The 18,154-nt window shown below is 68.9% G+C and carries 15 protein-coding genes; 12 read left to right on the forward strand and 3 right to left on the reverse strand.

The features are described 5' to 3' along the window. Positions 1-27: 27 nt before the first annotated feature. Positions 28-1,134 carry an ABC transporter substrate-binding protein gene (locus AC3A6J_RS23280; protein ID WP_487862376.1) on the reverse strand — a complete coding sequence of 369 codons (1,107 nt, stop codon included), beginning with the start codon at positions 1,132-1,134 and terminating at the stop codon, positions 28-30. 171 nt (positions 1,135-1,305) lie between these two features. Here AC3A6J_RS23280 and uvrA point away from each other — a divergent pair, with 171 nt between their 5' ends. The 4 genes from uvrA (at position 1,306) to AC3A6J_RS23300 (ending at position 10,314) form a co-directional block, all read left to right on the forward strand. Further along, positions 1,306-7,059, forward strand: coding sequence for an excinuclease ABC subunit UvrA (gene uvrA / locus AC3A6J_RS23285; protein ID WP_487862377.1), 5,754 nt, complete (start codon positions 1,306-1,308; stop codon positions 7,057-7,059). 5 nt (positions 7,060-7,064) lie between these two features. After that, complete coding sequence (locus AC3A6J_RS23290) at positions 7,065-8,117, forward strand: histone deacetylase family protein (protein WP_487862378.1); 1,053 nt, start codon at positions 7,065-7,067, stop codon at positions 8,115-8,117. A gap of 116 nt (positions 8,118-8,233) precedes the next feature. Further along, positions 8,234-9,205 carry a Bug family tripartite tricarboxylate transporter substrate binding protein gene (locus AC3A6J_RS23295; protein WP_487862379.1) on the forward strand — a complete coding sequence of 324 codons (972 nt, stop codon included), beginning with the start codon at positions 8,234-8,236 and terminating at the stop codon, positions 9,203-9,205. 137 nt (positions 9,206-9,342) lie between these two features. Continuing rightward, positions 9,343-10,314, forward strand: coding sequence for a tripartite tricarboxylate transporter substrate binding protein (locus AC3A6J_RS23300; RefSeq protein ID WP_487862380.1), 972 nt, complete (start codon positions 9,343-9,345; stop codon positions 10,312-10,314). Positions 10,315-10,425: 111 nt separating this feature from the next. Here AC3A6J_RS23300 and AC3A6J_RS23305 read toward each other — a convergent pair whose 3' ends face one another. After that, positions 10,426-11,115 (reverse strand): Crp/Fnr family transcriptional regulator, encoded by a 690-nt coding sequence (locus tag AC3A6J_RS23305; RefSeq protein ID WP_487862381.1) that lies wholly within the window; start codon positions 11,113-11,115, stop codon positions 10,426-10,428. A 35-nt stretch (positions 11,116-11,150) separates the two neighbouring features. Between AC3A6J_RS23305 and AC3A6J_RS23310 the strand changes: the two genes are divergently transcribed. The 6 genes from AC3A6J_RS23310 (at position 11,151) to AC3A6J_RS23335 (ending at position 15,360) form a co-directional block, all read left to right on the forward strand. Then, positions 11,151-12,290, forward strand: coding sequence for an aminotransferase class V-fold PLP-dependent enzyme (locus AC3A6J_RS23310; protein WP_487862382.1), 1,140 nt, complete (start codon positions 11,151-11,153; stop codon positions 12,288-12,290). Further along, on the forward strand, positions 12,287-12,730 hold the full coding sequence (locus tag AC3A6J_RS23315; RefSeq protein WP_487862383.1) for a hypothetical protein: 444 nt from the start codon (positions 12,287-12,289) through the stop codon (positions 12,728-12,730). Before AC3A6J_RS23310 ends, AC3A6J_RS23315 begins: the two co-directional genes overlap by 4 nt. 19 nt (positions 12,731-12,749) lie before the next feature. Continuing rightward, entirely contained in the window at positions 12,750-13,733 is a 984-nt protein-coding gene (locus tag AC3A6J_RS23320; RefSeq protein ID WP_487862384.1) for a Bug family tripartite tricarboxylate transporter substrate binding protein, read from the forward strand. Further along, positions 13,730-14,155, forward strand: coding sequence for a RidA family protein (locus AC3A6J_RS23325; RefSeq protein WP_487862385.1), 426 nt, complete (start codon positions 13,730-13,732; stop codon positions 14,153-14,155). Before AC3A6J_RS23320 ends, AC3A6J_RS23325 begins: the two co-directional genes overlap by 4 nt. A gap of 60 nt (positions 14,156-14,215) precedes the next feature. After that, positions 14,216-14,995 (forward strand): cyclase family protein, encoded by a 780-nt coding sequence (locus AC3A6J_RS23330; RefSeq protein ID WP_487862386.1) that lies wholly within the window; start codon positions 14,216-14,218, stop codon positions 14,993-14,995. 194 nt (positions 14,996-15,189) lie between these two features. After that, the gene (locus AC3A6J_RS23335) at positions 15,190-15,360 is read left to right on the forward strand and encodes a hypothetical protein (protein ID WP_487862387.1); all 171 of its coding nucleotides are present in this window, start codon (positions 15,190-15,192) and stop codon (positions 15,358-15,360) included. A gap of 9 nt (positions 15,361-15,369) precedes the next feature. Here the strand turns inward: AC3A6J_RS23335 and AC3A6J_RS23340 are convergent, their stop codons facing one another. Further along, entirely contained in the window at positions 15,370-16,224 is an 855-nt protein-coding gene (locus AC3A6J_RS23340; RefSeq protein ID WP_487862388.1) for an HAD-IIB family hydrolase, read from the reverse strand. A 95-nt stretch (positions 16,225-16,319) separates the two neighbouring features. Here AC3A6J_RS23340 and AC3A6J_RS23345 point away from each other — a divergent pair, with 95 nt between their 5' ends. Together AC3A6J_RS23345 and AC3A6J_RS23350 are read left to right on the forward strand one after the other, a co-directional pair. Beyond that, a complete protein-coding gene (locus tag AC3A6J_RS23345; RefSeq protein WP_487862389.1) occupies positions 16,320-17,315 on the forward strand; it encodes an ABC transporter ATP-binding protein in 996 nt (331 codons plus the stop codon). 56 nt (positions 17,316-17,371) lie between these two features. Continuing rightward, positions 17,372-18,148: an ABC transporter permease gene (locus AC3A6J_RS23350; RefSeq protein WP_487862448.1), complete on the forward strand. Its 777-nt coding sequence runs from the start codon at positions 17,372-17,374 to the stop codon at positions 18,146-18,148. The last annotated feature ends 6 nt before the right edge of the window (positions 18,149-18,154 follow it).

Raw genomic sequence — 18,154 nt, forward strand, 5'->3', positions numbered from 1 at the left:
AGGCGAGCGGCGCGGGGCGCGCCCGGCTCAGCGCTTGAAGCGGCCGTCGCTGATGATCGAAAGATCGGCGAAGTCGATGCCCGAATGGTCCTGGGGCGAATAGCTCACCTCCAGCCCGCCGAGATCGTAGGCACGCAGGCCGTCGAGTGCCGCCAGCACCTTCGCGCGCGTGGGCTTGGGCCCGGCGCGGCGCAGCGCCTCGACCAGCACCTTGCCGGCGGCAAAGCCCTCGAGCGCGGCCGGCGACAGCTCGGCCTGCCCCTTGGTGCGCGCCAGCGACAGGGCTTCCTTGACCATCGGGTAGCTGATCGAGCGCTCGTTCGGGAAGACCTGCGTCACGATCACGCCCTTGCTCGCTTCGCCGAGCTGCTTGACGAAACCCGAGGACGCATTGTTCGACAGCGTCACCACCTGCGCGGCGGAACCGGCCGCGCGCAGTGCCTTGATGCCTTCGACCACCACCGTGCCCGATCCGATCCACAGCACCGCCTGGGCATTGGCGCCCTTCACGGCCGCAATGATGGCCGGGTAGTCGGGCTTGTCGCGGTCGGCCGGCAGCGTCACCGTGGGCTTGGATTGGCCCTTGGCAAAGCCGGCCATCGCGCCCTCGAGCGCATCGAGACCGAACGAATCAGTGACATGGACCACGGCGATGCGCGAGATGCCAGTGGTCAGCAGGTGCTGCACCGCCTTCTCCGCCTCGCGCTGGTAGGTGGAACGCACGTTGAACACATGCTTCTGCACGGGCTTGTGCAGCACCATCGCGCCGGTGGAGGGCGCGATCAGCGCCACCTCGTGCCGGTCGAGCCAGGGCACGATGGCCTGCGAATGCGGCGTGCCGCGGCTCAGGAACAGCGCGACCACCTTTTTCTCTTCGATCAGCACGCGGGCGTTCTCGCCGGCGCGCTTGACGTCGAAGGCATCGTCCATGCGGATCACCTCGATCTTCTCGCCGTGGATGCCGCCCGCGGCATTGGCCGCGTCGATCACCAGTTGGGCACCGCCGATCGTCTCGTTCACGCTGGCGGCGACCGAGCCGGTCAGGCCCGCGGTCTGGCCGATCAGGATCTGCGCCGGGACGGCGGTGGCGGCCCCGGCCATCAGGGCGGCGCAGAGCAGGTGCAGCTTGTTCATGAAGTCACTTTCGGATGCCTGGCTTAGACGTAAGCAAAAGTCCTATTTGTTAATAAATTGTCACAACATGCATCCGTAGAAACCCCTGCGCGGGCGCGGAGCATCTGGCGCGGGGCGCATGAGCGTCATGGTTGGCTCCCTAGAATGTTTGCCCCACCCCCCAAGGCACTCATGACACAGGGCTCCATCCGGATTCGCGGCGCGCGCCAGCACAATCTCCAGAACCTCGACCTCGACATCCGCACCGGCGAGATGACGGTCGTCACCGGGCCCAGCGGCTCGGGCAAGTCGAGCCTCGTTTTCGACACCCTCTATGCCGAAGGCCAGCGGCGCTACGTGGAGACCTTCTCGGCCTACGCGCGCCAGTTCCTGGACCGCATGGACAAGCCGGCGGTCGACAAGGTGGAAGGCGTGCCGCCCGCCATTGCCATCGACCAGACCAACCCGGTGCGCTCCTCGCGCTCGACGGTCGGCACGATGACCGAGCTCAACGACCACCTGAAGCTGCTCTACGCACGGGCGGCGCAGCTCTTCGATCGCGAGACCGCGCTGCCGGTGCGCCACGATTCCCCCGACAGCATCTACGCCCGGATCGCCGAGCGCGCGGCGGCGGCGGGCGATCCGCGCATCCTGGTCACGTTTCCGGTCGAGCTGCCCGCGGGCACGTCGGCCGAGGAAGTCACGCAGTGGCTCTCGGCCAGCGGCTTCACGCGCGTGCAGTCGGAGCGCGAGGTGGCCACGCCCACGGGGCCGCGCAAGGTGCTCGACGTGGTGGCCGACCGCTTTCGCGTGTCGAGCGCCGAGCGCGCGCGCGTGGTCGAGGCGATCGAGGTGGCGCTCAAGCGCGGCAGCGGGCGCGTCACCGTGCACGCGCTGGCAGCGGACGAGAACGTGCCCGCCGAAGTCTGGAAGTTCTCGACCGGCCTGCATTGCCCCGAGAGCGACGTCCGCTACACCGACCCGATCCCGTCGATGTTCTCGTTCAACTCGGCCGTGGGCGCCTGCGAGACCTGCCGCGGCTTCGGCCGCGTGATCGGCGTCGACCTGGGACTGGTGATCCCGAACGACAAGCTCACGCTGCGCGCCGGTGCCATCAAGACCATCCAGACGCCGGCCTGGAAAGAGGCGCAGGACGACCTCATGCGCCACGCCGAGGCGGCCGGAATTCCGCGCGACACGCCCTGGTACAAGCTCACCGACGAGCAGAAGCACTGGGTGATCGAGGGCACGCCCAACTTCAAGCAGGGCAACTGGAACAAGCAGTGGTACGGCGTGCGCCGCTTCTTCGGCTACCTGGAAAGCAAGGCGTACAAGATGCACATCCGCGTGCTCTTGTCGAAGTACCGCAGCTACACGCCGTGCCCGGTGTGCAGCGGCGCGCGGCTCAAGCTCGAGAGCCTGCTCTGGCGCATCGGCAGCAACGAAGACGCCGACGCGGTGCTGCCGCCCGAGAAGCGCTTCATGCCGCAGGGCGTGAAGTGGACGCGCGCGCAGCTCGAGGCGCTGCCCGGCCTCTGCCTGCACGACCTGATGCTGCTGCCGATCGAGCGGCTGCGGCGGTTCTTCGACCGGGTCGAGCACCACGGCAACGGCACACCCGCGAGCGAAGGCGAGGCGCAGGCGCTGAAGCTGCTGTTCGAGGAAATCACCACCCGGCTGCGCTACCTGCACGACGTGGGCATCGGCTACCTCACGCTCGACCGCCAGAGCCGCACGCTGAGCGGCGGCGAGGTGCAGCGCATCAACCTGACGACCGCGCTCGGTACCTCGCTGGTCAACACGCTGTTCGTGCTCGACGAGCCCAGCATCGGCCTGCACCCGCGCGACATGAACCGCATCACCGAAGCGATGCTGCGTCTGCGCGATGCCGGCAACACGCTGGTGGTGGTCGAGCACGACCCGGCCGTGATGCTCGCGGCCGACCGCGTGATCGACATGGGGCCCGGGCCCGGCATCCGCGGCGGGCAGATCGTGTTCGACGGCAGCACCGACCAACTGCGCGATGCCGACACGCTCACTGGCCAGTATCTCGGCGGGCGCAAGAAGATCGGCATGGGCTTCAAGCGGCTGGTGAGCGAGAACACGCACCGGCTCATCCTCGAGGGCGTGCGCGAGCACAACCTGCAGAACATCACCGTGGAGTTTCCGCTCGCGCGCCTGGTGTGCGTGACCGGCGTCAGCGGCTCGGGCAAGTCGACGCTGGTGCAGGACGTGCTCGCGCCGGCGCTGATGCGCCACTTCGGCAAGGCCACCGAGACGCCGGGTGCGCACGACCGGATGCTCGGCGCCGATCACCTCGGCGACGTGGTCTTCGTCGACCAGTCGCCGATCGGCAAGACCGCGCGCTCCAACCCGGCAAGCTACGTCGGCGCCTGGGACGCGATCCGCGAGATCTTCGCCACCGCCGCACTCTCGCGCCAGCGCGGCTACACCGCGAGCAAGTTCAGCTTCAACTCGGGCGACGGACGTTGCCCGACCTGCGGCGGCTCGGGCTTCGAGCATGTGGAGATGCAGTTCCTGTCGGACGTGTACCTGCGCTGCCCCGACTGCGACGGCCGGCGCTACCGGCCCGAGATCCTCGAGGTCAAGGTCGAGCGCAAGGGCAGGAGCTACAGCGTGGCCGACGTGCTCGAGCTCACCGTGGCCGAGGCGGCCGCGGTGTTCGAGGCCGACCGCGACGTGGTGCGCGTGCTGCAGCCGATCTCCGACGTGGGGCTCGACTACGTCAAGCTCGGCCAGCCGGTGCCCACGCTGAGCGGCGGCGAGGCGCAGCGCCTCAAGCTCGCGGGCTTCCTGGCCGACGCCGCCAAGAGCGCGACGGCCAGCAGGCAATCGGTCGCGCGCCGGGGCACGCTGTTCCTGTTCGACGAGCCGACCACGGGCCTGCACTTCGACGACATCGCGCGGCTGATGCGCGCGCTGCGCAAGCTGCTCGACGCGGGCCATTCGCTGATCGTGATCGAGCACAACCTCGACGTGATCCGCGCCAGCGACTGGTGCATCGACCTCGGCCCCGAAGGCGGGGAGGGCGGCGGCCGGGTGGTGGCCGAGGGCACACCCGAGCAGCTGCGCGAGAACCGCGCCTCGCTCACCGGCGCGGCGCTGGCCGACTACGAGCTCGCGGTCGGGCCCGAGGCCTACAAGGTGGCCGAGCGCGCCGCGCGGCGCTACGTCGCCAATGCCAAGGCGGCGCCCGGCGGCAAGGCGATCGAGATCGTCAATGCGCGCGAGCACAACCTGAAGAACCTCAGCGTCCAGATCCCGCGCGGCAAGTTCAGCGTGGTGACCGGCGTCAGCGGCTCGGGCAAGTCCACGCTGGCCTTCGACATCCTGTTCAACGAAGGGCAGCGCCGCTACCTCGAATCGCTCAATGCGTATGCGCGCAGCATCGTGCAGCCCGCGGGCCGGCCCGAGGTCGACGCGGTCTACGGCATTCCGCCGACGGTGGCGATCGAGCAGCGCCTGTCTCGCGGCGGCCGCAAGAGCACGGTGGGCACCACCACCGAGGTCTGGCATTTCCTGCGCCTGCTCTACGTGAAGCTCGGCGTGCAGCACTGCACGCGCGACGGCGCGGCGGTGCAGCCGCAAACGCCCGACAGCATCGCCGCGCAGCTGATGCGCAACTTCAAGGGCCAGCACATCGGCCTGCTCGCGCCGCTGGTGAGCAACCGCAAGGGCGTCTACACCGAGCTGGCCGACTGGGCGCGCCCGCGCGGGTTCACGCACCTGCGCGTGGACGGCGAGTTCCTGCCCACCGCCGGCTTTCCGCGCATCGACCGTTTCAAGGAGCACAGCATCGAGCTGCCGGTGGCCAGCCTCGACGTGCTGCCGTCGCAGGAGACCGAGCTGCGCGAGGCACTGGCCCGGGCGCTCGAGCACGGCAAGGGCGTGGTGCATGTGCTGAGCGAACTCGACGGCCTCAGGGCCGCCATGATGGCCGGCGCGCCGGCCGCGGGCATAGGCCGCGTCCATGTGTTCTCGACGCTGCGCGCGTGCCCGGTCTGCAGCACCAGCTATGCCGAGCTCGACCCGCGCCTGTTCAGCTACAACAGCAAGCACGGCTGGTGCCCCGACTGCGTGGGCACCGGCGTCAAGCTCAGCAAGGACCAGCGCAAGGTCTTCGACGATTCGATCCGTGACGACGACAACAAGGGCCGCGAGCAGACCTTTGCCGAACCCGAGGTGGAGGACTTGGCCGACACCGCCTGCCCGACCTGCGAAGGCACGCGCCTCAATGCCACCGCGCGCGCGGTGAGCTTCGGCGTCTCGCAGGGCGACGGCTCGGGCGGCATCGGCATCACCGAGCTCGCACGCATGAGCGTGACCGAGGTGCGGCAGTGGTTCGAAGGCCTGGCGCTCACGGGGCGCGAAGCCGAGATCGCCCGCGACCTGGTGCCAGAGATCAAGAGCCGGCTCGAGTTCCTCGAGGAGGTGGGCCTCGGCTACCTCACGCTCGACCGCGGCGCGCCCACGCTCTCGGGCGGCGAAGCGCAGCGCATCCGCCTGGCGGCGCAGCTCGGCAGCAACCTGCAGGGCGTGTGCTACGTGCTCGACGAGCCGACCATCGGCTTGCATGCGCGCGACAACCAGATCCTGCTGAACGCGCTGCACAAGCTCGGCGAAAAGGGCAACACGCTGGTGGTGGTGGAGCACGACGAAGACACCATCCGCCGCGCCGACCACATCATCGACATCGGCCCGAGTGCCGGCAAGCGCGGCGGCCGCCTCGTGGCCGAAGGCTCGGTGGCCGACGTGCAGGCCGCGCCCGAGTCGCAGACCGGCCGCTACCTGCGCGATGCCATCAAGCATCCGCTGCAGGCCCGGCGCCTGATTCCCTCGCCCGATCCGAAGGCTGAGGACAGCGGCAACTGGCTCACCGTGCACGGCGCCGACCTGCACAACCTGCAGGACGTGACGGCCACGCTGCCGCTGCACCGCCTCGTGGTGGTGACCGGCGTCAGCGGCTCGGGCAAGTCGACGCTCGCGCGCGATGTGCTGCTGGCCAGCGTGCAGGGCATCGTGATCCAGCGCATGACCAAGGCCGGTCGCGACGCCGATGCCGCGGGCAAGCGCGCGGCCTGGTCCGGCTGCCGCAAGGTCGAGGGCTACGAGACCGTCGACCGCGTGCTCGAGGTCGACCAGACCCCGATCGGCAAGACGCCGCGCAGCTGCCCCGCCACCTACATCGGCTTCTGGGACACCATTCGAAAGCTCTTCGCCGACACGCTGGAAGCCAAGGCGCGCGGCTACGGCCCGGCGCGCTTCAGCTTCAACACCGGCGAAGGCCGCTGCCCCGGCTGCGACGGTGCCGGCGTGCGCACCATCGAGATGAGCTTTCTGCCCGACGTGAAGGTGCCCTGCGAGGTCTGCCACGGCGCGCGCTTCAACCCCGAGACGCTGGCCGTGAGCTGGCGCGGCAAGAGCATCGGCGAGGTGCTGCAGATGGAAGTGGACGAGGCGGTCGAGTTCTTCGCCGCCATGCCCAACATCGCCCATCCGCTGCAATTGCTGAAGGATGTCGGCCTCGGGTATCTCACGCTCGGCCAGCCGTCGCCCACGCTGTCGGGCGGCGAGGCGCAGCGCATCAAGCTCGTGACCGAGCTCAGCAAGGTGCGCGACGACGTGACCCGGCGCGGCCAGAAGGCGCCGCACACGCTGTACGTGCTCGACGAGCCGACGGTGGGGCTGCACATGGCCGACGTCGAACGGCTGATCCATGTGCTGCACCGGCTGGTGAACGGCGGCCACAGCGTGGTCGTGATCGAGCACGACCTCGACCTGATCGCCGAGGCCGACTGGATCATCGACCTCGGCCCCGAAGGCGGCAACGCCGGCGGCCGCATCGTGGCGGCGGCGCCGCCCGAGGAAGTCGTGCGCCTGGGCACCCATACCGGCGTGGCCCTCGCGCCGGTGCTGGCGCGGTGAACGGGATGCTCACCATCTACAACGACCGCCATGCGCTGCACCAGGGCAAGGTGGAGATGTTCCGCGGCGAACTGGTGCCCTGCTTCGAGGTGCCCGCGCGCGTCGACCATGTGAAGGACGAGCTGCTGCGCCGCGGCCTCGGCCCGCTCGCGGCGCCCGACGATGCCTTCGACGAAGCGCTGCTGGCCCGCGTGCATGCGCCGCGCTACCTCGACTTCATCGCCCATGCGTGGGACGAGTGGGTGGCGCTCGATCCGTCGAACGCCGCGCGCGATGCGCTGCCTTCGTACTGGCCCACGCGTGGCATGCGCACCGACGTGCTGCCAAAGAGCTTTCCGGCGCGCATGGGCCTGTTCGCCTTCGACGCGGGCACGCCGCTCATGGCCGGCAGCTGGGCCGCCGCGCGCCACGGCGTCGCCTGCGCCTGGACCGCGGCGCAGCGGGTGGGCGCCGGCGCGGGCGCGTCCTTCGCGCTCACGCGGCCGCCGGGTCACCATGCGGGCGCCGACTTCTTCGGCGGCTACTGCTTTCTCAACAATGCCGCGGTTGCGGCGCAGGCGCTGCGCGATGCGGGCGTGGAGCGCGTGGCCGTGCTCGACGTCGACTACCACCATGGCAACGGCACGCAGGCCATCTTCTACGAACGCGGCGACGTGCATTTCGCCAGCCTGCACGGCGATCCGTTGACCGACTACCCGTACTACCTCGGTCATGCCGACGAGCGCGGCGCCGGCGCGGGCGAGGGCTTCAACCACAACCTGCCGCTGCCGCGAGGCACCGACTTCGCGGGCTGGCGTGCGGCGCTCAAAACCGCGCTCGAACGGATCGCCGCTGTGAAGGCCGGCGCGCTCGTGGTCTCGCTCGGCGTCGACACCTTCGAAGGCGATCCCGTCGCGGGCTTTCGCCTTCGAAGCGACGACTACCTGCGCATGGGCGAAGACCTCGCGCGCGCCGGCCTGCCGACGGTCTTCGTCTTCGAAGGCGGCTATGCGGTGGACGAGGTCGGCGTGAATGCGGTCAACGTGCTGCAGGGCTTCGCGCAGGCCGCGAGAAAATAGGCCCCCTGCCGCGCACGCGACAGTCATCGGGTTGCCCCGATTGCCTCCGGCCCCGGCGCAGGGCCCAATGCGCGCTTTCGTTTTATTTTCATCCGTTTCTTCTTCAGGAATCTGCCATGTCCCGCCGCTCCCTTCTCTGTTGTGCCGCAACGCTCGCCGCTTGCGGAATCCTTTCGCCGCTGTCGGCGCTGGCGCAGGCTTTTCCCGCCAAGCCGATCAAGCTGGTGATCGCTTTCCCCGCCGGTGGCCCCACCGACATCACGATGCGCCAGCTCGCCGAGAACGCCAGCAAGATCCTCGGCCAGCCCGTCATCATCGACAACAAGCCCGGCGCCGGCGGCACCCTGCCCGCGCAGGCGCTGCAGACCGCGCAGCCCGACGGCTACACCGTCGCGCAGATCCCGCTCGGCGTGTTCCGCCTCGGCTACACCACCAAGCTGACCTGGGACCCGCTCAAGGACATCAGCTACGTGCTCAACGTCACCGGCTATGCCTTCGGCATCGTGGTGCCGACCGACAGCCCGTTCAAGAAGTGGGCTGACTTCGTCGCCTACGCCAAGGCCAACCCCGGCAAGCTCACCTACGGCTCCACCGGCAACCTCACGAGCCCGCACCTCACGACCGAGATCCTTGCGCAGCAGGCCGGCATCGAACTGCAGCACGTGCCCTACAAGGGCAGCGCCGACCTGATGCTCGCCGTACTCAGCGGCCAGCTCATGGCCGCCGCCGACAGCACCGGCTTTGCGCCGCAGGTCGAGGCCGGCAAGCTGCGCGTACTGAACACCTGGGGCGAGAAGCGCCTGGCCAAGTTCCCAGATGCGCCCACGCTGAAGGAGCTGGGCTACAACATCGTGCAGAACTCGCCGTTCGGCATCGGCGCCCCCAAGGGCACACCGCCCGAGGTGGTGAAGAAGCTGCATGATGCGTTCAAGCAGGCGATGGAAGAGCCAAGCTACGTCGCGTCGCTGGACCGCTACGACATGCTGCCCAACTACATGAGCTCGGCCACGTACACCAAGTTCGCGCAGGACACGGTCGTGCGCGAGAAGGCGGTGATCGACAAGCTGGGGCTGGCGAAGCAGAAGTAAGAAGACGGGCAAGAAGGCCGTGGAGCCTTCTTGCCAACGTTTTGGAGTTGCATGCGCGACAGGGCAAGGGCGAGCCCTGATTGCCGCGGCAGTGGCAGGCGAGCCCAATGCGCTTTCTCATACTTCAGGAGGAAGCCATGTCTCGCCGAACGTCTCTTCTGTGTGCCGCAGCGCTCGCGCTTTGCGGGATCGCCTCGCCTTTGTCAGCGCTGGCGCAGAACTTTCCCGCCAAGCCCATCAAGCTGATCATCGCCTTCTCGGCCGGCGGTCCGACCGACGTCACGATGCGCCAGCTCGCCGACAACGCGAGCAAGATCCTCGGCCAGCCGGTCCTCATCGAGAACAAGCCCGGCGCTGGCGGCACCCTGCCGGCGCAGACGCTGCAGATCGCGCAGCCCGACGGCTACACCCTGGCGCAGATCCCGCTCGGCGTGTTCCGGATTGGCTACACCACCAAGATCAACTGGGACCCGCTCCAGGACATCAGCTACGTGCTCAACGTCACCGGCTATGCCTTCGGCATCGTGGTGCCGACCGACAGTCCGCTCAAGACCTGGGCCGATTTCGTCGCCTACGCCAAGGCCAACCCCGGCAAGCTCACCTACGGTTCCACCGGCAACCTCACGAGCCCGCACCTCACGACCGAGATCCTTGCGCAGCAGGCCGGCATCGAGCTGCAGCACGTGCCGTACAAAGGCAATTCCGAGGCGATGTTCGCCATCCTCAGCGGTCAGATCATGGCGGTGTCCGACAGCACGGGCTTTGCACCGCACGTGGAGTCGGGCAAGCTGCGCGTGCTGAACACCTGGGGCGAGAAGCGCCTCGACAAGTTCCCGAATGCACCCACGCTGAAGGAGCTGGGCTACAACATCGTGCAGACCTCGCCGTTCGGCATCGGCGCCCCCAAGGGCACACCGCCCGAGGTGGTGAAGAAGCTGCACGATGCCTTCAAGCAGGCAATGGAAGAGCCGAGCTACGTGGCCGCGCTCGCCCGCTACGACATGCTGCCCGACTACAAGAGCTCGGCGGACTACACCCAGTTCGCGCGGGACACGGTGAAGCGCGAGAAGGCGGTGATCGACAAGCTGGGGCTCGCGAAGGAGAAGTGATCCACGCGGCGCGCGGAATGCCGAAATTCCGCCGCTTGTAAACCCGTTGACATACGGCACTGCGCGGTCTTCCTAGACTCGCCCGCAGTTCGACGCGCGCACGCCATCACATCAGGTGGCGCGCCGTCGCAGCCCCTCGATGTCACGGATGACGCAATGCGCATTGATTCTGTCGGTCAGACCCTGCTCCTGAAGCTGGATCAGCACGTTCGAGACCATGACGCGGCTCAGGCCGGTGATGTTGGCCATTTCCTGGTGGGTGAAGGCGATGCCGATCACCGTGCCGACCGTCGACGGCTCGCCGTAGGTGTCGGCAAGCTGCACCAGGTGATGGATCACGCGCTGCGCGGCAGTGGCCTGGCTCAGCAGCAGGTTCTGGTTGGCGAGTATGCGCAGCTTGACGTTGGCCAGCCACAGCACCTGGCGCAGGCAGGCAGCGTCGCGTTCCATGCATTGGAGCAACTGCGCTCGCCCGACCTGGCGCGCCACCACGTCCGACGAGGCCACGGCCGTCACCGAATGCCTGCCGTCCAGGAAGGCACTGCATTCGCCCACCATGCCGTGCGTTCCCACGATCGCCATGTGCTTCTCATGCCCCGCGGCCGACAACAGCACCAGCCGCACGCGGCCTTCTTCCACCACGTAGACGTGGCGCACGGCGTCGCCCTGGAAGAACAGCGTCTCGCCCTTGCCGAAGCGCACGACCGGCGCGTCGTCGGTGGCCAGCAGCGCGTCCCAGCAGAAATGCGGCAGTTCGATCCACGCAGAGGGAAACCCGGCGGGGTCGGCAGTCTTGTTCATCGCTCCAACGCCTTGTCGTCATGCAAGGCAGATTCATGAAACATCCATTCTCGTCCTACCGAAAGCTCTTTCCCATCCTGGCGCACACGGCCCAGCTCTCCAGTTGCTCGCAGAGCGCCTTGAGCCTGCCGGTGCGCCAGGCGATCGACGACTATCTCGATGTCTGGGTCCGCCGCGGCGCGGACTGGGGCTACTGGATGGAGCAGGTGGCGCTGGCGCGCGCCGAGTTCGCGCGGATGATCGGCGCGGACGCGAACGACGTGGCGGTGCTCGGCAGCGTCTCGGATGCGGCCTCGAGCATTGCTTCGACGCTGCGTTTCGAACCGGGGCGCGACACCGTTGTGACCACCACGCTGGACTTTCCGTCGCTGTGCCACGTGTGGCTCGCGCAGCAGCCGCGCGGCGCGCAGGTGCGCCTCGTGCAGGCGCAGGCCGGCGAGGCTCGCGCCGCCGACCGGATCGTCGAGGCGATCGATGCGCGGACCGCGCTGGTCTCGGTATCGCAGGCCTGCTACTACGACGGGCAGATCGTCGACATCGCCGCCACCGGCCGCGCCGCGCGCGCCGCCGGCGCCATCCAGTTCGTGGATGCGTACCAGTCGGCGGGAGCTATCGACATCGATGTCCGCGCGCAAGACGTCGACGTGCTCGCCGCCGGTGCGCAGAAGTACCTGCTCGGCATTCCCGGCATCGCTTTTCTCTACGTGCGGCCCGCACTCGCGCGGCAGCTCACGCCGACGGTCACGGGCTGGTTCGGCCGCGTGGACCCGTTCGCCTTCGATCCCGCGGGGCTCGACTTTGCCGACGGCGCGGCGCGCTTCAACACCGGCACGCCGCCCATGATGTGCGCCAGCGTGGCGCGCGCGAGCATGGCGTTGCTCAACGAGATCGGCATTCCGGCCATCGAGTCCTATCTGGCCGGGCTCTCGGCCGTGGCGCTCGAGGAAGCCGCGCAGCTCGGGCTGTCGGTCGCGAGCCCGGCGCTGCCGGCCGTGAAGGGCGCCAACACGGCCATTCGCGTGCCCGGCAACTCGGCCGCGCTCGAAGCGCAGATGCTGAAGGCCGGCTACGTGGTCTCGGCGCGCAACGACGTGGTGCGCATCGCGCCGCACTTCTACAACACGGCCGACGAAGTGGTCGGCGCACTGCGCGCGCTGGCGCAGCTGACCCGATGACGACCACGGCCCATTGCGCGTCGGTACGGTGCAGCGTGACGGCAGGGCGCGCGCAGGCGTACCTCGCCGACGGGCTGCGGCTCGGCCGCTGGGCGCTGGGCTGCTGGCAGGCGGAGCCGGTCGGCGACGGCGTGGTGCGCGGCCATTCGCTGTTCGATGGGCAGCCCGCGTGGGTCCGGCCCGTGGCCGATGCGCAGGGCTTCGGCGTGACCTACCACGTCGGCGATTCGGCGGCCACGCTGGTCCCGCGCATCCGCGCCACGGTCGAGCCCACCTCCAACGGAACCGCCTGCCACATCGGCCTGCACGCGGAGCGCACACCTGGCATGGACGATGCACGCTGGCTGCGGCTGGTGCGCTGCCACGAGGTGGAGGTCTTGCTGATCGAAGCGCAATTGATGGCGCTGCAGGCTTTGCCACCTCCCGCCGCCCCTCTTTGACAACCCTGGAGAAGACATCATGCAACGACGAACATTCGGTCCGGCCCTCGCGGCCACCCTGCTGGCGCCCTGGTTGTCGGCGCCGCTGCCGGCGCGTGCGAAGCGCCCGGGCGGACCCATCCGCGTGCTCGTGGGCTTCTCGCCTGGCGGCGCCACCGACGTGGTGGCGCGTGCGCTGATCGAGCGCCTTGGCAAGGCCATGGACGGGCAGCTCTTCATCGTCGAAAACCGGCCCGGCGCTGGCGGACAGATCGCGGCGCAGCTGCTGAAGGCGGCACCGCCCGACGGTGGCACGATCATGCTGTCGATCGACCACACCCAGGTGATCGTGCCGCTCACCATCGCCGCGGCGGGCTACGACCCCGTGGCCGACTTCACCGCGATGGCCGGCGTGGCCACCTACTACAACGTGATCGCTGTGAGCTCGCGCATCGGCGTCAAGACGCTGCCCGAACTCGGCGCCTGGATGAAGGCCAACCCGAAGGAGGCCAACTACGGCATCCCCGCTGCCGGCAGCGTGCCGCAGTTCATCGGCCAGATCGTCGGCCGCTCCTTCGGCGTGGCGGTGAACCCCGTGCCTTACAAGGGCGGCGCACCGATGGTGCAGGATCTGCTGGCCGGCCAGGTGCCGATCGGCATCGCGTCCATGACCGAGCTGATCGAACACCACCGCGCGGGCAAGGTGCGCATCCTCGCCAGCTCCGGCACTGAGCGCAGCCGTACCGCGCCGGACATCCCCACTTTTCTGGAGCTCGGCTTCAAGGGGGTCGACAAGAATCCCTGGCTGGCCTTCTTCGGTCCGAAGGGGCTGCCGCAGGAATTCGTGCTGCAGTTCGACGGCGCGGTCAAGGCGGTGCTCGCGCAGCCTGATCTGCAGGAGAAGCTGGCCCGCATGGGCAACGAAGTAATGGCCGCGCCCGCGCGCGAGGTGCAGCAATGGGTGGTCGATGCCACGGCGCACTGGGGCCGCGTGATCCGCGAGACCGGATTCAAGCCGGTATGAAAAGCATCGACGAACCCGGCACCGGCCGCCGTTTCATCCAGAGCGGATCGCCGTACGAGGAACTCGCCGGCTATTCGCGCGCCGTGGTCGACGGCGACTGGATCATGGTGTCCGGCACCATCGGGCAGGACTTCGCGAGCGGCGAATTTCCGGACTCGGCCGAAGCGCAATGCGAGTTGGCACTCGACACCATCGAAGCGGCGCTGGCCGAGGCGCAGTCCGATCTCGGCGACGTGCTGCGCGTGCGCGTCTACGTGCCCGACCGCGGCGACGTGGTGGCCGTCAGCCAGGTGCTGCGCCGCCGGCTCGGCGCGAACCGTCCCGCCAACACCACCGTGTGCTGCCCGCTCGCGGTGGCGCAGGCGAAGGTCGAGCTCGAGGTGACTGCGCGGCGGCGCCGAGGCGCGCCGGATTCCGCCTGAAGCGGCGGTCAGGCGATCCATTTGTTGTTCTTGTTCACTGTTCTTGCCAAGGATCCTTCGATGAGCCTTCTCACGCAACTCGCCCAGGCCATGGGCAACCGTTCGGTCCGCACCATCGACCTCACGCACACCCTGAGCGAGGATTTCCCCGCGCTGCAGCTGCCGCCGCAGTTCGGCCAGGTGGCAGGCTTCAAGATGGAGCGTATCTCCCATTACGACGAGGCGGGACCGGGCTGGTACTGGAACAACTTTTCGTGCGGCGAGCACACCGGCACCCACTTTGATGCGCCCGCGCACTGGATCACCGGCAAGGACCATCCGCACAACACGGTCGACACCATCGAGCCGGGCGCCTTCATCGCGCCCGCGGTGGTGATCGACGCCAGCGCCGAGGTGGCGCAGAACGACGACTGGCTGCTCGATGTCCCGTTCCTGCAGGCCTGGGCATCGCGGCATGGCCACATCCCCGAAGGCGCATGGGTGCTTCTTCGCACCGATTGGTCCCGCCGCGTCGGCGACCCGGCGGCCTTCGTCAATATGCGCGAGGACGGCGCGCACACGCCGGGGCCCACGCAGCAGGCTGTCGAATGGCTGATCGGCGAGCGACGGGTGCACGGCTTCGGCGTCGAGACCATCAACACCGATGCGGGCCAGTCCTATGGCTGGCCGATCGCGTATCCGTGCCACACGCTGATGCACGGCGCCAACAAGTACGGGCTGCAATGTCTCCGGAACCTCGACCAGCTGCCGCCGACCGGCGCGCTGATCGTGTCGGCACCGCTGAAGATCCAGGGCGGGTCGGGGAGTCCGCTGCGGGTGCTGGCGTTGGTGGAAGACTGAGGCTGGGGAAAATTCCTGAGGACTTTTTCCTCGGTGTCGCGCCGGCTCCGGCGGGGCGTTTTACTGGCTGACCGATCAATTAAAGAATGCTTTAGTGCCCCGGTCCGCCGTTCAAGAACGCTTTCATCCATGCGCAGACGGGGTCCTGCGGACGGCGACTGAGAGGGTACCGTCTGTTCGAGCTGTTGCCCCTGATGCCGCGCTTCACCATCGAGCGGGTGCGCCAGAAGCTCGATACCACTTTTCCGACGGCCACTGCGGCCGTGAAGACGCTCGAAGATCTGGGCATCGTGGCGGAGCTGACCGGCCAAAAGACGAACCGCAGATTCAGCTATCAGCGGTACATCGCACTGCTGACGGGTTGAAACCGAAGATCAATTGGAAGAGGAAACGGGCGGCTGGTTGCGCGCGGCCAGCACCGCCCGCACCGCCTCCGCAAACCCCGCCCCCCTCTCGCCCTGCGTCACATAGCGCGGCAGGTGCTCCAGCTGCGGCACGAAGCGCGCCACGTTCGCCACGCCGATGCTGTGCGCGAAGCTGCGGAACATCAGCTGGTCGTTCGTCGAATCGCCCACGTAGGCCCAGCGGTCGATCTCGTCGTCGAGCGTGCGGCCCCAGAGCTCGCGCGTGATCCAGCGGGCGCCCTCGAGCTTGTCGTTGTCGCCGTACCAGCCATTGACGTGGATGCTGCTCACGGTGGCGTGCATCCCTTCGCTGCGCATCAGGGCGACCACCTGCGCGATGGTGTCGTCGCCGAGCTGCACGAACTCGCTGTGGTCGATGGCGATGTCGGTCTCGCGGCCGGCCGAGTCGGTGGCGCGCCGGGCGCCGGGGATCTCGCGCTCGATGCGTGCGAGCACGGCCTGCATGCGCGCGAAGTTGGCGGCGCGGGTCGCCGCGTCCTGCTGGTAGCGCTTCTGCAGCTTGCCGCCCGGAAGCGGCAGCAGCGCCACCGCGCCGTTCTCGGCCACGATCGAATCCACGGGCCAGGCCGAGACGAAGGGCTCGCTCCAGCCCACGGGGCGGCCGGTGATGGCCACCACGTGCAGCCCGGCGGCCTTGAGGTCGGCAAGCGCCTGCAGCGCGTCGGGCGTGATCGCACCGTCGGTTGTCAGCGTGTCGTCGATGTCGGTGAACACGCCCATCAGGTTGGCGCGCGCGGCGGTCGGCCACTGCCTGAGCGACAGCAGGTGATGGGGCGAAGGGGGCAGGGGAGGCGACGGTTGCATGGCGGTGAATCGGTGGGGAGCCGTGATCCTACGGCGCTTTCGTGGTGTAGCATCCCGCCCCCGCAGCGCCATCGGGCGGTGCGCCGCCTGCTTCCATGTCCCACATCGCCGTCGACCGACTCCGCAAGACCTACCGCATCTCCGAGCGCGACCCGGGCGTGATGGGCGCGTTGCGCGGGCTGGTGCAGCGCCGGTACCGCACGGTCGAGGCGCTCTCGGGCGTGTCGTTCTCGCTGGAGCGCGGAGAGCTGCTGGGCTTCATCGGACCGAACGGCGCGGGCAAGTCGACCACCATCAAGATCCTCGCCGGCATCCTCCGGCCCGACGGGGGCAGCGTGACGGTCGACGGGCGCGATCCTTTTGCCGACCGCGAACGCCACGTGGCGCGCATCGGCGTGGTGTTCGGCCAGCGCACCCAACTCTGGTGGGACCTGCCCGTGGGCGACGGCTTCGACCTGCTGCGCGACATCTACCGCGTGGACGCCGCGCGCTACCGCCGCACGCGCGACGAACTGGTTGCACTGCTGCAGCTCGAGCGCGTGCTCGACCAGCCGGTGCGGCAGCTGTCGCTCGGCCAGCGCATGCGCGCGGAGATCGCGGCGGCGCTGCTGCACGAGCCCGAGATCCTGTTCCTCGACGAGCCCACCATCGGCCTCGACGCGCCCTCGAAGCTCGCGGTGCGCGACTTCGTGCGCCGCGCCAACCGCGAGCGCGGCACCACGGTGCTCCTGACCACGCACGACATGCACGACATCGAGGCGCTGGCGCGGCGCGTGATCGTGATCGGCCATGGCCGCGTGCTGGCCGACAGCCCGGTGGAGGCGCTGCGCGCGCAGGTACTGGCCGAGCGGCGCCTGGTGGTCGATTTCGCGCCAGGTGCGGAACTGCCCGCGCAAGTGGACGGCGCGCGGGTGCATTCGCGCGACGGCCAGACGCTGGTGCTCGACTTCGATCCGGCCAAGACCGCCGCGCCCGCGCTGATTTCGCGCATCGCGGCCGCGCATGCCGTGGAAGACATCCGCCTCGAGGGCCTGCCGATCGAGGCCGTGATCGCGCGCTTCTATGCCATGCACGGAGCGGCCGAAGCGTGAACCTCCGGACCCGCGCGCGTCCCTACGCGGCCGCTTTTGCGTCGCGCTTCCTGCAGATGCTGCAGTACCGCACCGCCGCGCTCGCGGGCTTTGCCACGCAGTGCTGGTGGGGCGGCATCAAGGTGATGGTGCTCGCTGCGTTCTATGGCGGCGCGGCAGTCGCAGGCTCGCCGATGTCGCTGGCCCAGGCCGTGACCTACACCTGGCTCGCGCAGGGCCTGCTCGCGCTGCTGCCGTGGCTCGGCGACCCCGAAGTGGCGCAGGCGGTGCGCACCGGCGCCGTGGCCTATGACCGGTTGCGCCCGGTCGATGCCTATGCGCTGTGGTTCGCGCGCAGCGCTGGCTGGATCGCCGCGCGCGTGCTGCCGCGCGTGGCGCTGATGGCCGCCTTCGCGGCCGTCGCGCTGCCTCTGGCCGGGTTTGACAACTGGGCCTGGCAGCCGCCCGCGAGCCTGGCCGCCGCGGCCGCGTTCCTCGCGTCGGCGGTGCTGGCGCTGCTGCTGTCGACGTCGATGGTGATGCTGCTCAACATCGCGGCAGCGGCGGCGCTCAACGAACGCGGCATCAATGCGCTGACGGCACCGGTGGTCATCGTGTTCTCGGGCAACCTGCTGCCGCTGGCGCTGCTGCCCGATGCGTGGCAGCTGGCATTGCTGCTGCAGCCCTTTGCGGGCATCGTCGACATTCCCGCGCGGCTGTATTTCGGTATGGTGCAAGGGCCGCAGGCGTTGGCCGCGCTCGGCCTGCAGTGCTTCTGGATCGCGGCGGTGGTCGCGATCGGCCACCGGGCGATGCACCGCACGATGCGCAGCCTTGAAGTGCAGGGCGGCTGAGGGGCG

It is taken from the genome of Variovorax sp. Soil_C_39, from assembly GCF_057656815.1.

Bases quoted from the DNA above. Each gene is read 5' to 3' on its own strand.
- AC3A6J_RS23280 (WP_487862376.1), bottom strand. From the start codon at position 1,134: ATGAACAAGCTGCACCTGCTCTGCGCCGCCCTGATGGCCGGGGCCGCC.
- uvrA (WP_487862377.1), top strand. From the start codon at position 1,306: ATGACACAGGGCTCCATCCGGATTCGCGGCGCGCGCCAGCACAATCTC.
- AC3A6J_RS23290 (WP_487862378.1), top strand. From the start codon at position 7,065: ATGCTCACCATCTACAACGACCGCCATGCGCTGCACCAGGGCAAGGTG.
- AC3A6J_RS23295 (WP_487862379.1), top strand. From the start codon at position 8,234: ATGTCCCGCCGCTCCCTTCTCTGTTGTGCCGCAACGCTCGCCGCTTGC.
- AC3A6J_RS23300 (WP_487862380.1), top strand. From the start codon at position 9,343: ATGTCTCGCCGAACGTCTCTTCTGTGTGCCGCAGCGCTCGCGCTTTGC.
- AC3A6J_RS23305 (WP_487862381.1), bottom strand. From the start codon at position 11,115: ATGAACAAGACTGCCGACCCCGCCGGGTTTCCCTCTGCGTGGATCGAA.
- AC3A6J_RS23310 (WP_487862382.1), top strand. From the start codon at position 11,151: ATGAAACATCCATTCTCGTCCTACCGAAAGCTCTTTCCCATCCTGGCG.
- AC3A6J_RS23315 (WP_487862383.1), top strand. From the start codon at position 12,287: ATGACGACCACGGCCCATTGCGCGTCGGTACGGTGCAGCGTGACGGCA.
- AC3A6J_RS23320 (WP_487862384.1), top strand. From the start codon at position 12,750: ATGCAACGACGAACATTCGGTCCGGCCCTCGCGGCCACCCTGCTGGCG.
- AC3A6J_RS23325 (WP_487862385.1), top strand. From the start codon at position 13,730: ATGAAAAGCATCGACGAACCCGGCACCGGCCGCCGTTTCATCCAGAGC.
- AC3A6J_RS23330 (WP_487862386.1), top strand. From the start codon at position 14,216: ATGAGCCTTCTCACGCAACTCGCCCAGGCCATGGGCAACCGTTCGGTC.
- AC3A6J_RS23335 (WP_487862387.1), top strand. From the start codon at position 15,190: ATGCCGCGCTTCACCATCGAGCGGGTGCGCCAGAAGCTCGATACCACT.
- AC3A6J_RS23340 (WP_487862388.1), bottom strand. From the start codon at position 16,224: ATGCAACCGTCGCCTCCCCTGCCCCCTTCGCCCCATCACCTGCTGTCG.
- AC3A6J_RS23345 (WP_487862389.1), top strand. From the start codon at position 16,320: ATGTCCCACATCGCCGTCGACCGACTCCGCAAGACCTACCGCATCTCC.
- AC3A6J_RS23350 (WP_487862448.1), top strand. From the start codon at position 17,372: ATGCTGCAGTACCGCACCGCCGCGCTCGCGGGCTTTGCCACGCAGTGC.